Genomic DNA, 15,002 nt, shown 5'->3' with positions numbered 1-15,002 from the left:
TACGAGAATCGAGCCGAATATCTATGCCTTTTACACTTGGTCAACGCTGGATCAGCGATACGGAAAGCGAGTTGGGACTGGGAACCATTGTTGCGGTCGACACGCGCATGGTTACGCTGCTTTTCCCTGCCACCGGCGAAAACCGTCTTTACGCTAAAAATGATTCTCCTATTACCCGCGTGATTTTCAATCCGGGCGATACCATCACCAGCCACGAAGGCTGGCAGCTTGAGGTGGAAGAGGTCAACACCGAAAACGGCCTGGTGACCTACACCGGCACCCGCCTGGATACCGGCGAAACAGATGTGGTGATGCGGGAAGTGATGCTCGACAGCAAGCTCGTGTTCGGTAAGCCGCAGGATCGCCTGTTCGCCGGCCAGCTCGATCGTATGGATCGCTTCGCCCTGCGCTACCGCGCCCTTAAATATCAGAGCGAGCAGTATCGCCTGCCGGTGAGCGGCCTGCGCGGCATGCGCACCAGCCTGATCCCGCACCAGCTGCATATTGCGCATGATGTGGGTCGCCGTCACGCGCCTCGCGTGCTGCTGGCTGACGAAGTGGGCCTCGGTAAAACCATTGAAGCCGGTATGATCATTCACCAGCAGCTGCTGGCGGGACGCGCCGAACGTGTCCTGATCGTGGTGCCGGAAACCCTGCAACACCAGTGGCTGGTTGAGATGCTGCGCCGCTTTAATCTGCGTTTCGCCCTGTTTGACGACGACCGCTACGCGGAGGCCCGCCTCGACAGCGATAACGCGTTTGAAACCGAACAGCTGGTCATCTGCTCGCTCGATTTCGTTCGTCGTAACAAGCAGCGTCTGGAAATGCTGGCCGACGCCTCGTGGGATCTGCTGATCGTGGATGAAGCTCACCACCTGGCTTGGGAAGAGGGAAAGCCAAGCCGCGAGTATCAGGTGATTGAACAGCTGGCGGAGCAGATCCCTGGCGTTCTGCTGTTGACCGCTACGCCGGAGCAGCTGGGTCTGGAGAGTCACTTTGCCCGCCTGCGCCTGCTCGACCCAAACCGCTTTCACGATTTCGCCACCTTTGTGGAGGAGCAGCAGCATTTTCGCCCCGTCGCGGATGCGGTTTCCCTGCTGCTTGCCGATAAGCCGGTCAGCCAGAATGAGATGAACGTGCTGAACGACCTGGTGGGCGAACAGGATATTGAACCGCTGCTGCAAATTGCCAACAGCGATCGGGAGGGCAAGCTTGAGGCGCGCCAGGAACTGATCTCCATGCTGATGGATCGCCACGGTACCAGCCGCGTGCTGTTCCGCAACACCCGTAACGGCGTGAAAGGTTTTCCGAAACGCGAACTGCACCAGATCCGCCTGCCGCTGCCGACGCAGTACCAGACCGCTATTAAGGTTTCCGGCATCATGAGCGCGCGGAAATCGGCCGATGAACGCGCCCGCGACATGCTCTATCCGGAACAGATTTATCAGGAATTTGAAGGCGACAGCGGCACCTGGTGGAACTTCGATCCCCGCGTTGACTGGCTGATGGGCTTTCTGACCAGCCACCGCGACCAGAAAGTGCTGGTGATCTGCGCCAAGGCCGCCACCGCGCTTCAGCTGGAGCAGGTGCTTCGCGAACGCGAGGGGATTAAAGCAGCGGTATTCCATGAAGGGTTATCGATCATTGAGCGCGATCGGGCGGCAGCCTGGTTTGCTTCCGAAGAGGATGGCGCCCAGGTGCTGCTCTGTTCTGAAATTGGTTCCGAGGGCCGTAACTTCCAGTTCGCCAGCCAGATGGTCATGTTCGATCTGCCATTTAACCCGGACCTGCTGGAGCAGCGCATCGGGCGTCTGGATCGTATCGGCCAGTCGCACGACATTCAGATCCACGTTCCGTGGCTGGAGAAAACCGCGCAGTCCGTGCTGCTTCGCTGGTATCACGAGGGGCTGGATGCGTTTGAGCATACCTGCCCAACGGGACGGGCGATTTATGACAAGGTTTACGCTCAGCTGATCGCGTTCCTGGCCGCGCCGGAAAATCCTGAAGGGCTGGATGACTTCATTGCCGGCTGCCGTAAAGAGCACGACGCGCTGAAAAGCCAGCTTGAGCAGGGCCGTGACCGTCTGCTGGAGCTGAACTCTAACGGGGGTGAAAAGGCGCAGGCGCTGGCTGAAACCATTAGCGAGCAGGACAATAATATTGAACTGGTAAACTTTGCGCTGAACCTGTTTGATATTGTCGGGATCAATCAGGAAGATCGCAGCGACAACCTGATCGTACTGACGCCGGGCGATCATATGCTGGTGCCGGACTTCCCGGGGCTGCCGGACGATGGCTGTACCATCACCTTCGATCGCGGCCAGGCGCTCTCCCGTGAAGATGCCCAGTATGTGACCTGGGAGCACCCAATTATTCGTAATGGCCTGGATCTGATCCTTTCCGGTGATACCGGCAGCTGTGCGCTTTCTCTGCTGAAGAATAAGGCGCTGCCGGTAGGCACGCTGCTGGTGGAGATGATCTACGTCGTCGAAGCGCAGGCACCAAAGCACCTGCAGCTGACCCGCTTCCTGCCGCCAACGCCGGTACGTATGCTGGTTGATCGCAAGGGCACCAACCTGGCAGGCAAGGTGGAGTTCGAAAGCTTTAACCGCCAGCTCAATGCGGTGAACCGTCATACCGGCAGCAAGCTGGTGAACGCGGTGCAGCAGGACGTGCATGAAATTATCAAGCTGGCGGAAGATCAGGCCGCGGAAGAAGCGCGTAAGCTGATCGATATTGCCCGCCGGGAAGCCGATGAGAAACTGAGCGCGGAACTGTCGCGTCTGGATGCTCTCAGCGCCGTAAACCCTAACATTCGTCAGGATGAAATTGAGGCGCTGGAGAGCAATCGCGAGCAGGTCCTTTCGGCGCTGGACGAAGCGGGCTGGCGTCTTGACGCGCTGCGTCTGATCGTCGTGACGCATCAGTAATCAGTCGGGGCGGCGCAGGCCGCCCCCTACAGGTATAAGATGGAACCCTATAACCCTCCCCAGGATCCCTGGTTACACATTCTTTATCAGGATGCGTTTATCATGGTGGTCAACAAACCCAGCGGGCTGCTCTCCGTGCCTGGCCGTCAGGAAGAGCATAAGGACAGCGTGATGACGCGAGTCCAGCGCGACTTCCCCGCCGCCGAGTCGGTACACCGGCTGGATATGGCCACCAGCGGCATTATCGTGGTGGCGATGAGCAAGGCGGCAGAGCGGGAGCTGAAAAGACAGTTTCGCGAACGGGAACCGCAAAAAACCTACGTGGCGCGCGTCTGGGGTCACCTTGCCGAAGAGAAAGGGCTGGTAGATTTACCGCTGATTTGTGACTGGCCCAACCGGCCAAAGCAGAAGGTCTGTTTTGAAACGGGGAAGTCGGCACAAACCGAATATGAAGTTCTGGCATTCGATGACGACAACAGCACTCGCGTACGCCTGAAGCCGATTACCGGGCGCTCACATCAGCTGAGAGTCCACATGCTGGCGCTGGGCCACCCGATTCTGGGCGATAATTTTTATGCGCATGAAGAAGCGCGGGCGATGGCGCCCCGGCTACAGCTCCATGCGGAAATGCTGACCATTACTCATCCCAAATACCTGAGCCCGATGACCTTCCGGCAGCCAGCGGATTTTTAAGCTCCGCTGGCCTTGTCCCTTAGCCAATACAGTGAGATAGCGTGGTGGTGGTCAGTCCATAGCGCCGGGCAAACCCCGCCAGCCTTTCCACCTCCGGCTTGCCGTGACTGGGATGCATCTCCTCATAGCGGCAATCCTTACCCGACAGCGTATATTTGCGGTTACCAAAATTATGGTAGGGCAGCAGATCAATACCCTGAAAGCTTTTCTTACCACGTACCATCAACGCGATCAGAGCCATCATTTTCTCCCCCTCTTCCTCATTGTCATTCACCTCAGGAATAACCGGAATGCGAATGCGCAACGGAATGGGTTGCTGAAGTAACTTCTCCAGATTACGCAGTATGCGGCGGTTGCTCACCCCGGTGTAGTGCTGATGCAGCGCCGGATCGGCCAGTTTGATATCAAACAGAATCAGCTGGCTCAGTTCACACGCTTCCCAGAGAGCAGGCCAGGAAGCATAACCGGCAGTCTCCACCGCGGTATGAACACCTTCCTGCCTGGCTCGCAGCAGCAGCGCCCGCGAAAATGTTGGCTGCATCGCCATTTCTCCTCCGCTGAGCGTCATGCCTCCGCCAGAGGTGCGATAATACAGCTCATCGGCAACCACGGTGCGTATCACCTCCTCAACGCTGATCCGGTTGCCGATATTGCGGATCGCGGCGGCGGGACAGGCGTTATCCTCCGGCCAGCCCGCTCCGGTGCGGCGGTCGCTATGCGGGTCGTTTCCTTTAGCGGGGCAGGCTTGCCAGCACTGCACCTTGCCACAGCGGGAAGCATCAAACAGCACTTCAGGTCCGGCGGCCAGACTTTCCGGATTCGCACACCAGGCACAGCGCATCTGGCACCCTTTCAGAAAGACCACGGTGCGCACACCGGGCCCATCATGCAGGGAAAAGCGCTGGATATTGAATACCGTGCCGGTTGTCATCAGCGCCTCAGAACTGGCCGATTTGAGTGCGGCTGATAATTTCATCCTGTACCTCGCGACTGAGTTCAACAAAGAAAGCGCTGTAACCGGCAACGCGGATCATCAGGTTACGGTATTCCTCCGGGTTCTCCTGCGCCTTAAGCAGCGTTTTATTGTCCACATAGCTGAACTGCATCTGGGCATTGCCCAGCATACTGGCGCTGCGCAACAGAGTAATAATCCCCTGCTCTCCCTCTACTGTATCCAGAATGCCGTGCAGTATTTTGAAGTTATGGACCATGCCGATTTCCATCTCTTCAACGTTAATACGGCTGACCGAATTGACAATTGCGGTCGGGCCCGCAAAGTCCGTCTGCTGTGAAGGACTGATCCCGTCCGCAAGCGGCATTCCCGCCCGGCGTCCGCTGGGCAGCGCGCCCGTAGCCAGGCCAAACGGCGTGTTATTAGAGATCGATAAGGTGCCGTGCGTGAAGGGACCATAAAGCATCTGAAACTGACGGTGTTCGTGTTCAATAAAGCGGATCAGATCGCGGGCGATAAGATCCACCTCTTCCAGATCGTTGCCAAATTTCGCCACGTTCAGGCAGGCCATATGCAATGCTTCATGGCCCGTAAAGTTATCGCGCAGAGCCTGCCCCATCTGCTCAGGCGAAACCTGCTTTTGCCGGTAAACCAGCTCGCGCATCGCCATCATCGCGTTGGCGTAATCCGCCATGCCGGTCCAGATCAGCCCCGGACCATTATTCACCACGGCGCCGCCGTGCATCACATCCTTGCCCTGCTCCATGCAGCCTTCCACCAGGCAGGAGATAAGCGGCTTCGGTGCCAGGCGCTTGTGCAGCTTCTGTATCATCAGCGTCGCCCTTGCCGCCTGCCGGACGATATGGCTCAGCTGTTGTCTGACGGCCGCTTCAAAAACGTCGTAAGTGGTCAGCGTGTGCAGCTCCCCGCTCTGCGGACCGGCCTGAGAGCCGCTGGCGGTTTTACCATTATTCAGCGCCAGCTCAATGGCGCAGGTAAAGGTGGTGTAACCTACCGAGGTCCACTGATAGATACGCCCTGAACGCTGCGGCTCCACGCAGCCCATCAGGCAATAATCACGCGCGTCCTCATAATCGAACCCTTTGCGCAGCATCATCTTGATATGCGCATCGTCAAAATGGCAGGCTGGGAAACCAATTCCCGCGCGGATGACCTCCACAATTTTGCGCATAAAGTGCTGCGGCGACTGATTGTGAATACGTACGGCCAGGCTCGGCTGATAAATTTTCAGCTTGCGTGAGCAGTCCATAATAAGCAGCGACAGCGGGTTGGTCGCATCGCCGCCTTCGCGTTTTTGACCACCGACGACCAGGTTGACAAAAGGCTGATAGCCGGCGAAATACATTGCGGAAGATGCGCTGCAAATCCACATACAGCCGGACATTTTAATCATCCAGCAGCTCAGCAGCTCTTCGGCCTGCGCCTGACTGAGGACGCCTGAGGCCAGATCGGCCTCCAGCAGCGGCCAGAGATACTGATCGACACGGCCCAGTGAAATGCCGGTCTGATTTTCTTCCAGAATAAACAGCGACTGGGCAAACCAGATAGCCTGAAGCGCTTCGTGAAAAGTTGCCGGTGGGTGCTCCGGTACGCGACGGCAGATGGCCGAAAGCGCCTCCAGCTCGGCCTTGCGCTCTGCACAGGAAGCGTGCTGCGCCAGCTCATGCGCGTAATCAGCGTAGCGGTGCGCATAATCAATGACGCCCTGGCAGGTTTCAATAATTGCCTCATAAAAGTGGTGCTTATCCTGATCCTCCGGGCAGCTGAGCGACAGATGACGCAGTGCCTCACGCGCCTCTTGCTGGACGCCGCCAAGCCCTTTTGTAAGCAGAATGATGTCATAGCCCGGACAGGTATCGCCGCCGCCATTCTGCGTTTTAATGCTTAAATCGCATATTCCGTCGTCGGTGCTCCACTCCCACAGGCCGGCGTGGCGCAGCTGCGTTTCGGCCATCTCATCCAGCGATCGCCCCTGCCAGAATGGAAAAATCTCTTCACGCAGTTCCCGCTTCACCTCTTCGCTGATTTCGTACGGATCCTGTGCCCGTGTTGACATGGTATCCAGCTCATCGGCCACCCAGCGCCAGGCGATTTCCGGTGAGATTTCGCCGCCGCGGGCCGCGCCGGCGGGATGGCTGATAATAAGCTCGTCATCTTCTATAACCAGCGGGGCAATCTGACAGGCGCGACGAAATGCCATAGCCCGTAACAGGACTGTTGGCATCCCCGGATAATTACGATAAGTTTCGGTGACCGCACGGGCCCGCGAGGCAGAAATAAAAGGTTTAGCTTTTAAATAGCGCTCCCGCAGGCGGATAACTCTTGGCGAAAGCGCATTGTCTGTCATGGTGTTCATTGATATATTCCCATCGTGATGCAGCCAGCAACGATTAAAGCAATACCGAGCATGGTGTATTTCCCTGCCTTTTGGCGGAAAATAATCGCCCCCACCAAATTAACCAGCACAATGCCCAGCCCACACCATAATGCGTAAGTCATCCCTGGAGATAACATCACCATGGCTTTAGAGAGTGAATAAAAACAGAGAAGATAAATAGCCATAACGCCCAGCGTTACGTTAAGCCGGCGAAAACCGTCTGTTTTCGGCAGCAGGCTGGTCGCGAATACTTCCAGTACAATAGCAACAGACAGCCAAAGTAAACCTGTGGAAATGCCGTTCATGATGCCTTCTCCCCGACAGATTGAGCCGCTCTGCTACGCTCTTTATCTGCCAGAAGATTTATGATCAATGCCCCGGCAACGATCAGCAGCATGCCAGCAATGCTGCCGCGATGAATCACCGTACCAAGCAGCAAAACGTTAATCAGTGAATTTCCCATAATGCCAACGCCCGCCCAGAGAGCATAGGCAAGGCCAAGAGGAATTCTTTTCAACGCGAGCGTAAGAAAATAGTATGAACAAACATAGGCGGCGAGGGAGCCGGCGGTGGGTAATAGTTTCGTCATGCCGCTGGATAATCCCAGCAGGATAGTCGCGATGATTTCCGCCATAATGGCGAATCCCAGGAACCAGGAATACTTATCATTACGCATACTTTATTTAATTACCCCATACCCGCTTGTTAACCCTTACGGGACAGGGAAAGCGCAAGCATCATTTATAGTGTTGCGGAATATAGCCCCGACTTCATCAATCATTCTTCAACCGCAAAAGGATAATGCAAAAATAAAGTGGAGGAAAAAATAACATTTAATAATAAAAATTAACCCACACTCAACATATAACCATGAAAAATATTTATAGTTAAATAACAGGAAATAAAAGTTTATATAAAGGCGTTTCCGGCAAGGCTTTGACTAATAATATATTGTCAGGTGAGATGCGTTAAAATGAAGTCAGGTGGCAGAAGAGCGTGAAGGGAGAAAGCCTCCCTTCACCGTGACGATGCTATTTAAAGCCTTTTTCCCGCTTAATCAAATCGTAAGCGGCCTGAATCTCCTGCGCTTTCTGCTTCGCCATCTCCATCATCTGCGGCGGTAATCCTTTCGCCACCAGCTTATCGGGATGGTGCTCGCTCATCAGCTTGCGGTAGGCGCGTTTGATGGTGGTGCCATCATCACTGCTTTTCACGCCCAGTACGCTACAGGCATCTTCCAGCGTCGGCCCACGCTGACCGGGATTGAAGCCGCCCTGTGACCCTGCGCCGCCATGGTACTGACCGCCGCCAAACTGCTGTCCGCCCTCCATCATGCGCAGGAACTGGTCGAACTGGCTGCGGGAAATGCCTAACTCTTCCGCGATGACATAGAGTACCTGACGCTCATTTGGATGCAGAGAGCCGTCCGCAAATGCCGCCTGAATCTGGATCTCCAGAAACACCCTGATCAGATCGAAGCGGCCAAAGCAGGCGCTGCGCAACTCTCTCAGCTTCTCCCGCAGCGGATAATCGCCCTCTTTACCTTCCCGGAAAGCGTGCTGTGCGGCGGTTCTTGCCTCACCGTGCAGCTGCATTCTGTCCATCAGCAGCGAGGCCATCTGGATATCCGCATTGGTCACCCGGCCTTTGGACTTGGTCAGATGTCCCATTACCTGAAAGGTGGTCCGGAAAAAGAGCGTCTGACGGGTCTGCTGGTTGCTGAAATATCCCTGCCCTCTGACCGTACGTGCTTTATCAATCAGGTGACCGATTAGCAGGCCAAATGCGATACCCCAAAAGCCGGCACCGCTTAACAAACCCAGCACAAGGCCAATAACTTTTCCCCAATAGCGCATATACTCCTCAATTCGCCATGCTCAAGGCTAAAAATTGCATTATCATACCTGTCATTTATCCCTAAGCCTAACGGCAACGCGGTCAAACAACCAGACGAACCCTTTGATTTCACATTGCGGGTTGGCGGCAACAACGAGATGTCAGGTCGCCAGCAATTTTGAAGATGAAAGGTATAACACTAGCGCAACGCAGTTGAGTACGTTAGTCTCTGACCGTTTGTCGGCATGATGCCAGCTATCACGGAATTTTCGATACCGCGTATGAAAAAACGACTACCTACTTTGCTGGCCACGCTTATCGGTTCAGCGCTATACAGCCAGCAGGGTCTGGCCGACGATCTGGCATCACAGTGTATGCTGGGTGTGCCAAGCTATGACCGTCCGCTGGTCCTGGGAAAAGAGACCAGCGAACTGCCCGTTACCATTAATGCGGACAACGCCACAGGTAACTATCCCGATAATGCGGTATTTACCGGCAATGTGGACATCCAGCAGGGCAACAGCCGTCTCTTATCCGATGAGGTGCAGCTCCATCAGAAGCAGCAGCCGGGTCAGGCGCCGGTCCGTACCGTGGACGCGCTGGGTAACGTGCACTATGACGACAATCAGGTCATCCTGAAAGGCCCGAAAGCCTGGTCAAACCTTAATACTAAAGATACCAACGTCTGGGACGGCACCTACCAAATGGTTGGCCGTCAGGGACGCGGCAGCGGCGATCAGATGAAGCTGCGCGGTCAGAACCGCTATACCATCCTGGAAAACGGCACCTTTACCTCCTGTCTGCCCGGCGACAATAGCTGGAGCGTGGTGGGCACCGAGGTCATTCAGGACCGCGAAGAGCAGGTGGCGGAAATCTGGAACGCCCGCTTTAAAATCGGCCCGGTGCCGGTGCTCTACAGCCCCTATTTACAGCTGCCGATCGGCGATCGCCGCCGCTCGGGCTTCCTGATCCCCAACGCGAAGTATGGCAGTTCCAACGGCTTTGAGTTCATCCTGCCCTATTACTGGAACATTGCCCCTCAGGCTGACGCCACCATCACGCCGCACTATATGAGCGAGCGGGGTTTGCAGTGGCAGAATGAGTTCCGCTATCTGACCAAAGCGGGCGCGGGCCTGATGGAGTTTGACTACCTGCCGACCGACGATCAGTTTAATAAAGACGCCGCGGCCCGTAATATGGAAGACGATAAGGACTCTAATCGCTGGCTGTTCTACTGGCGGCATTCTGGCGTTTATGATCAGAACTGGCGATTTAATATCGACTACACCAAGGTCAGCGATCCTTACTATTTTACCGATCTTGACTCGACTTACGGCAACTCGACCGATGGCTACGTGACGCAGAAATTCAGCGTAACTTATGCAGAGAAAAACTGGGACGCGACGCTCTCCACCAAACAGTTCCAGATCTTCTCCACTAACGCCACCCGCGACGTCTACCGCGCCGAGCCGCAGCTGGACTATAACTACTATCAGAATGACGTCGGCCCGTTTGATACCCACGTGTTTGCTCAGGCGGTGAAGTTCACTAACGTTAACGAACAATATCCGGACGCCACCCGTCTGCACCTGGAACCCACGATTAACCTGCCGCTCTCCAACCGCTGGGGCAGCCTGAATACCGAAGCCAAACTGCTGGCGACGCGCTATCAGCAGGACGATATTGAGTATTACAACAACAGCGTTGACAGAACCAAAGTCAACCAGCTGAAAAGCTCCGTGAACCGGACTATGCCGCAGTTTAAGGTCGACGGTAAGATGGTCTTCGATCGCGATATGAACTGGTCGCCGGGCTATACGCAGACGCTGGAACCGCGGATGCAGTACCTTTATCTCCCTTACCGCGATCAAAGCTCTATCCGTGCCTACGACTCCACGCTGCTGCAAAGTGACTACACCGGGCTGTTCCGCGACCGTACCTACAGCGGCCTGGATCGCATTGCCTCCGCTAACCAGCTGACCACCGGCGTCACCACGCGCATATTTGATAACGATCTGGTTGAACGTTTTAACGCTTCTGTAGGTCAAATCTACTCGTTTACGCCATCTCGGACCGGCATTGAGACGGCGGATAACGACGATCGCGGCAGCCTGGTCTGGGCGGGCGATACCTGGTGGCGGATTAGCGATCGCTGGGGCGCTCGCGGGGGTCTTCAGTATGACACCCGCCTGGACAACGTCTCGCAGGGAAATGCGGTGCTGGAATACCGCCGTGATGCGGATCGGATGTTGCAGCTGAACTACCGCTATACCAGCCCGGAATATATTGAACAGACGTTAAGCCGCGTAAGAAACCCTGGCTATCAGCAGGGGATTTCACAGGTGGGTACGACGGCGAGCTGGCCGATTGCTGACGCCTGGTCGGTGGTGGGCGCCTGGTACTACGATACCAAAGCGAAACAGCCAGCCGATCAGCTGGTGGGCTTACAGTACAGCTCCTGCTGCTACGCTATCCGCCTTGGCTACGAGCGTAAAATCACCAGCTGGGAAGATAACAACAGTAAGTACGACAACAAAATATCATTCAACATTGAGCTACGTGGCCTGAGTCCTTCTTACAGCCTGGGCACCGGTCAAATGCTGCGTGAGGGAATTCTGCCTTACCAGCGCGCTTTCTGATGTTGTGAATTAGTTATGCAAACCCGCAGTGCGGACAGAAGAATGGAAAAAGTATGAAGAACTGGAGAATGCTGATCCTTGGTGTGGCGATGTCAGCCAGCACCGCGTTTGCAGCCCCGCAGGTTGTTGATAAAGTTGCCGCCGTCGTCAATAACGGCGTGGTATTAGAAAGTGACGTCGAAGGCATGATGCAGTCCGTCAAAGGGCAGGCCCGCCAGGCGGGTCAGCAGCTTCCGGATGATAATACGCTGCGCCACCAGATTACCGAGCGTCTGGTGATGGACAACATTCTGCTGCAGATGGCGAAGCAGTCCGGGATTCAGATTCCGGACGCCCAGGTCGATCAGGCGATTGCAAACATCGCGGCGCAGAATAAAATGAGCAGCGACCAGCTTCGCAGCCGTCTGGCCTACGATGGTATGAATTACAACACCTACCGCGAGCAGATCCGTAAAGAGATGACGATTGCTGAAGTACGCAATAACGAAGTACGTCGTCGCATTACGATCCTGCCGCAGGAAGTGGACTCCCTCGCTCAGCAGGTAGGCTCCCAGAACGACGCCAGTACGTCGCTTAACCTCAGCCACATTCTCCTGCCGCTGCCGGAAAACCCTTCCCAGCAGCAGGTTGACGATCAGGAAACCCTGGCAAAACAGCTGGTCAGCGAAAGTAAAAACGGCGCGGATTTTGGCAAGCTGGCTATCACCTACTCGGCCGATCCTCAGGCGCTGAAAGGCGGAAATATGGGCTGGGGTCGTCTCCAGGAGCTGCCGTCGCTGTTTGCCCAGGCGCTGGCCACCGCGAAGAAAGGCGACATCGTCGGCCCGATCCGTTCCGGCGTGGGTTTCCATATCCTGAAGGTGAATGATATCCGCGGCGATAACAAAAACATCTCCGTTACCGAAGTGCATGCCCGCCATATTCTGCTTAAGCCGTCGCCGGTAATGACCAGCGATCAGGCTCGTCAGAAGCTGCAACAGCTTGCTGAAGAGATCAACAGCGGGAAAACCACTTTTGCTCAGGCGGCGAAAGAGTTTTCTCAGGATCCGGGTTCAGCCAACCAGGGCGGCGACCTCGGCTGGAGTTCACCGGAGATTTTCGATCCGGCATTCCGCGATGCGCTGCTGAAGCTGAACAAAGGTCAGATGAGCACGCCGGTACACTCCTCATTCGGCTGGCACCTGATTCAGCTGCTGGATACCCGCCAGGTGGATAAAACCGACGCGGCGCAGAAAGAGCGGGCGTACCGTCTGCTGTTCAACCGCAAGTTCGCGGAAGAAGCACAGACCTGGATGCAGGAACAGCGTGCATCCGCCTACGTGAAGATCCTGGACAGCCGTGCTCAGTAATTGTCGCGTGGTCATCACGCCCGGCGAACCTGCCGGGATTGGGCCTGACGTTACGCTTCAGCTGGCCCAGCGCGACTGGCCCGTGGAGCTGGTCGTCTGTGCCGATCCGCTGCTGTTGCAACAGCGCGCGGCGGCACTGAACCTGCCGCTGACGCTTCGTGACTATCAGCCTGGCGCGCCGGCCCTGCCCCAGAAGGCGGGAACGCTGACCCTGCTACCCGTGGCAACGTCGCAGCCGGTCAACGCCGGTGAGCTTTGCGTGGCGAACGGTCACTACGTGCTGGAGACCCTCTCCAGGGCGTGTGACGGCTGCCTGAGCGGGGAGTTTGCCGCGCTGATTACCGGCCCGGTTCATAAGGGCGTGATCAATGATGCGGGCATCCCGTTCAGCGGCCATACGGAATTCTTTGCCGGGCGGGCGGGTCGTGAACGCGTGGTGATGATGCTGGCGACGGAAGAGCTGCGCGTGGCGCTGGCGACCACGCATCTGCCGCTGAAAGCCGTGTCTGATGCAATCACCCGCGACAGTCTGCATGAAGTTATCACTATTCTGCACAGCGATCTGCAAAGCAAATTTGGCTTAGCTTCTCCCCATATCTTTGTGTGTGGTCTTAATCCTCACGCGGGAGAAGGCGGGCATATGGGCCGGGAGGAGATCGATGTGATCGTTCCTGCGCTTAACGAACTTCGTCAGCAGGGGATGCGGCTTACCGGTCCGCTGCCGGCGGATACGCTGTTTCAGCCAAAATATCTGGAACAGGCCGATGCGGTGCTGGCGATGTATCACGACCAGGGCCTTCCGGTGCTAAAATATCAGGGATTCGGGCGTGCGGTGAATATCACCCTCGGCCTGCCCTTTATCCGCACCTCCGTTGACCACGGCACTGCCCTTGAACTGGCAGGTCAGGGGCACGCTGATGCGGGCAGCTTTATTACGGCGCTTAACCTCGCCATCACCATGATCAAGAGCAGTAATGAATAATCGCGTCCATCAGGGCCATTTCGCCCGCAAACGTTTCGGACAGAACTTCCTTAACGATCCCTATATCATCGACAGCATTGTCTCCGCCATCCACCCTCAATCCGGCGAGGCTGTGGTGGAAATCGGCCCCGGTCTGGGCGCGTTAACCGAACCGGTTGGCGAGCGTCTTGACGCCATGACGGTCATTGAGCTTGACCGCGATCTGGCGGCCCGCCTGCAAACGCATCCGTTTCTTGGCCCCAAGCTGACCATTTTTCAGCAGGACGCCATGACCTTTGACTTTGCGGCCTACGCCCGCGAAAAAGGCCAGTCTCTGCGAGTGTTCGGCAATCTGCCCTACAACATCTCCACGCCTCTGATGTTTCACCTTTTCAGCTATACTGATGCGATTCGGGACATGCATTTTATGCTGCAAAAAGAGGTGGTAAACCGCCTGGTGGCTGGCCCCGGCAGTAAAGCCTATGGTCGTCTGACGGTGATGGCGCAATATTACTGCCAGGTTATTCCGGTACTGGAAGTGCCGCCAGAGTCATTCACGCCGGCGCCAAAAGTGGATTCCGCCGTGGTGCGACTGATGCCACATGCCACCCTTCCTCACCCCGTTGAGGATATGCGTGTGCTGAGCCGTATTACCACAGAAGCCTTTGGTAAACGCCGTAAAACGCTGCGTAACAGCCTGGGTCATCTGTTTACGCCGGAGGTGCTGGAAGAGATGAACATTGACGCCTCTCTCCGTGCGGAAAATATCTCCGTCGCCCAATACTGCCAGCTGGCAAACTGGCTGATTGCGCATCCTCAGCAGCAGCAGGAGAAGTAAGATCATGATCGAGTCGCCCCGCGTATGTATTCAGGTTCAGAGCGCCTATGTGGCATCGCAATCCTCGCCCGACGAGAATCGCTACGTCTTCGCCTATACCATTACCGTACGCAACCTGGGGCGGTCTCACGTTCAGCTGCTCGGCCGTTACTGGCTGATCACCAACGGCAACGGTCATGAAACGGAAGTTCAGGGCGAAGGCGTGGTCGGCGAACAGCCGCACATTGAGCCCGGCGGCGAATTTCAGTATACCAGCGGCGCCGTGATGGAAACGCCAATGGGAACGATGCAGGGACACTACGAGATGGTCGACAGCGAAGGCGAAGCCTTCCGCGTGGCAATTCCGGTGTTCAGGCTGGCCATCCCCACGCATATTCACTAATTCATTTTTCGGCGAGAGGCCCTG

The 15,002-nt window shown here is 56.2% G+C and carries 12 protein-coding genes; 7 read left to right on the top strand and 5 right to left on the bottom strand.

Translation table 11 applies throughout. The annotated features are described in order from the left end of the window. Window positions 1-23 precede the first annotated feature (23 nt). The gene (rapA, locus tag AAH446_RS07325; protein ID WP_342906058.1) at window positions 24-2,930 is read left to right on the top strand and encodes an RNA polymerase-associated protein RapA; all 2,907 of its coding nucleotides are present in this window, start codon (window positions 24-26) and stop codon (window positions 2,928-2,930) included. 39 nt (window positions 2,931-2,969) lie between these two features. Further along, window positions 2,970-3,623 carry a bifunctional tRNA pseudouridine(32) synthase/23S rRNA pseudouridine(746) synthase RluA gene (rluA, locus tag AAH446_RS07320; protein WP_342906057.1) on the top strand — a complete coding sequence of 218 codons (654 nt, stop codon included), beginning with the start codon at window positions 2,970-2,972 and terminating at the stop codon, window positions 3,621-3,623. A 19-nt stretch (window positions 3,624-3,642) separates the two neighbouring features. On the opposite strand, the gene AAH446_RS07315 is transcribed toward rluA, so the two are convergent. From AAH446_RS07315 to djlA, 5 genes are all read right to left on the bottom strand, one after another. Next, entirely contained in the window at window positions 3,643-4,599 is a 957-nt protein-coding gene (locus AAH446_RS07315; RefSeq protein ID WP_342906056.1) for a glycyl-radical enzyme activating protein, read from the bottom strand. Further along, window positions 4,562-6,952 carry a choline trimethylamine-lyase gene (gene cutC / locus AAH446_RS07310; RefSeq protein WP_463322785.1) on the bottom strand — a complete coding sequence of 797 codons (2,391 nt, stop codon included), beginning with the start codon at window positions 6,950-6,952 and terminating at the stop codon, window positions 4,562-4,564. The genes AAH446_RS07315 and cutC overlap by 38 nt, the downstream gene beginning before the upstream one ends. After that, a complete protein-coding gene (locus AAH446_RS07305; RefSeq protein ID WP_342906055.1) occupies window positions 6,949-7,278 on the bottom strand; it encodes a DMT family transporter in 330 nt (109 codons plus the stop codon). Before AAH446_RS07305 ends, cutC begins: the two co-directional genes overlap by 4 nt. Beyond that, window positions 7,275-7,649 carry a DMT family transporter gene (locus tag AAH446_RS07300; RefSeq protein ID WP_342906054.1) on the bottom strand — a complete coding sequence of 125 codons (375 nt, stop codon included), beginning with the start codon at window positions 7,647-7,649 and terminating at the stop codon, window positions 7,275-7,277. The genes AAH446_RS07305 and AAH446_RS07300 overlap by 4 nt, the downstream gene beginning before the upstream one ends. A gap of 355 nt (window positions 7,650-8,004) precedes the next feature. Continuing rightward, window positions 8,005-8,829 (bottom strand): co-chaperone DjlA, encoded by an 825-nt coding sequence (djlA, locus tag AAH446_RS07295; protein WP_342906053.1) that lies wholly within the window; start codon window positions 8,827-8,829, stop codon window positions 8,005-8,007. Window positions 8,830-9,054: 225 nt separating this feature from the next. On the opposite strand from djlA, the gene lptD reads away from it, so the two are divergent. From lptD to apaG, 5 genes are read left to right on the top strand one after another with little or no spacing between them, the layout of a single operon-like run. Further along, window positions 9,055-11,448: an LPS assembly protein LptD gene (gene lptD, locus AAH446_RS07290; protein WP_342906052.1), complete on the top strand. Its 2,394-nt coding sequence runs from the start codon at window positions 9,055-9,057 to the stop codon at window positions 11,446-11,448. A gap of 53 nt (window positions 11,449-11,501) precedes the next feature. Further along, window positions 11,502-12,797 carry a peptidylprolyl isomerase SurA gene (gene surA, locus AAH446_RS07285; RefSeq protein ID WP_342906051.1) on the top strand — a complete coding sequence of 432 codons (1,296 nt, stop codon included), beginning with the start codon at window positions 11,502-11,504 and terminating at the stop codon, window positions 12,795-12,797. After that, the gene (gene pdxA / locus AAH446_RS07280; RefSeq protein ID WP_342906050.1) at window positions 12,787-13,779 is read left to right on the top strand and encodes a 4-hydroxythreonine-4-phosphate dehydrogenase PdxA; all 993 of its coding nucleotides are present in this window, start codon (window positions 12,787-12,789) and stop codon (window positions 13,777-13,779) included. Before surA ends, pdxA begins: the two co-directional genes overlap by 11 nt. Beyond that, window positions 13,772-14,596, top strand: coding sequence for a 16S rRNA (adenine(1518)-N(6)/adenine(1519)-N(6))-dimethyltransferase RsmA (gene rsmA, locus AAH446_RS07275; protein WP_342906049.1), 825 nt, complete (start codon window positions 13,772-13,774; stop codon window positions 14,594-14,596). Before pdxA ends, rsmA begins: the two co-directional genes overlap by 8 nt. Before the next feature lie 4 nt (window positions 14,597-14,600). After that, window positions 14,601-14,978 (top strand): Co2+/Mg2+ efflux protein ApaG, encoded by a 378-nt coding sequence (gene apaG, locus AAH446_RS07270; protein ID WP_342906048.1) that lies wholly within the window; start codon window positions 14,601-14,603, stop codon window positions 14,976-14,978. Window positions 14,979-15,002 lie beyond the last annotated feature (24 nt).

Source organism: Erwinia psychrophila (genome assembly GCF_039023475.1).
Taxonomy (GTDB): domain Bacteria; phylum Pseudomonadota; class Gammaproteobacteria; order Enterobacterales; family Enterobacteriaceae; genus Erwinia.
This window is presented reverse-complemented; position numbering and strand designations above follow the sequence as displayed.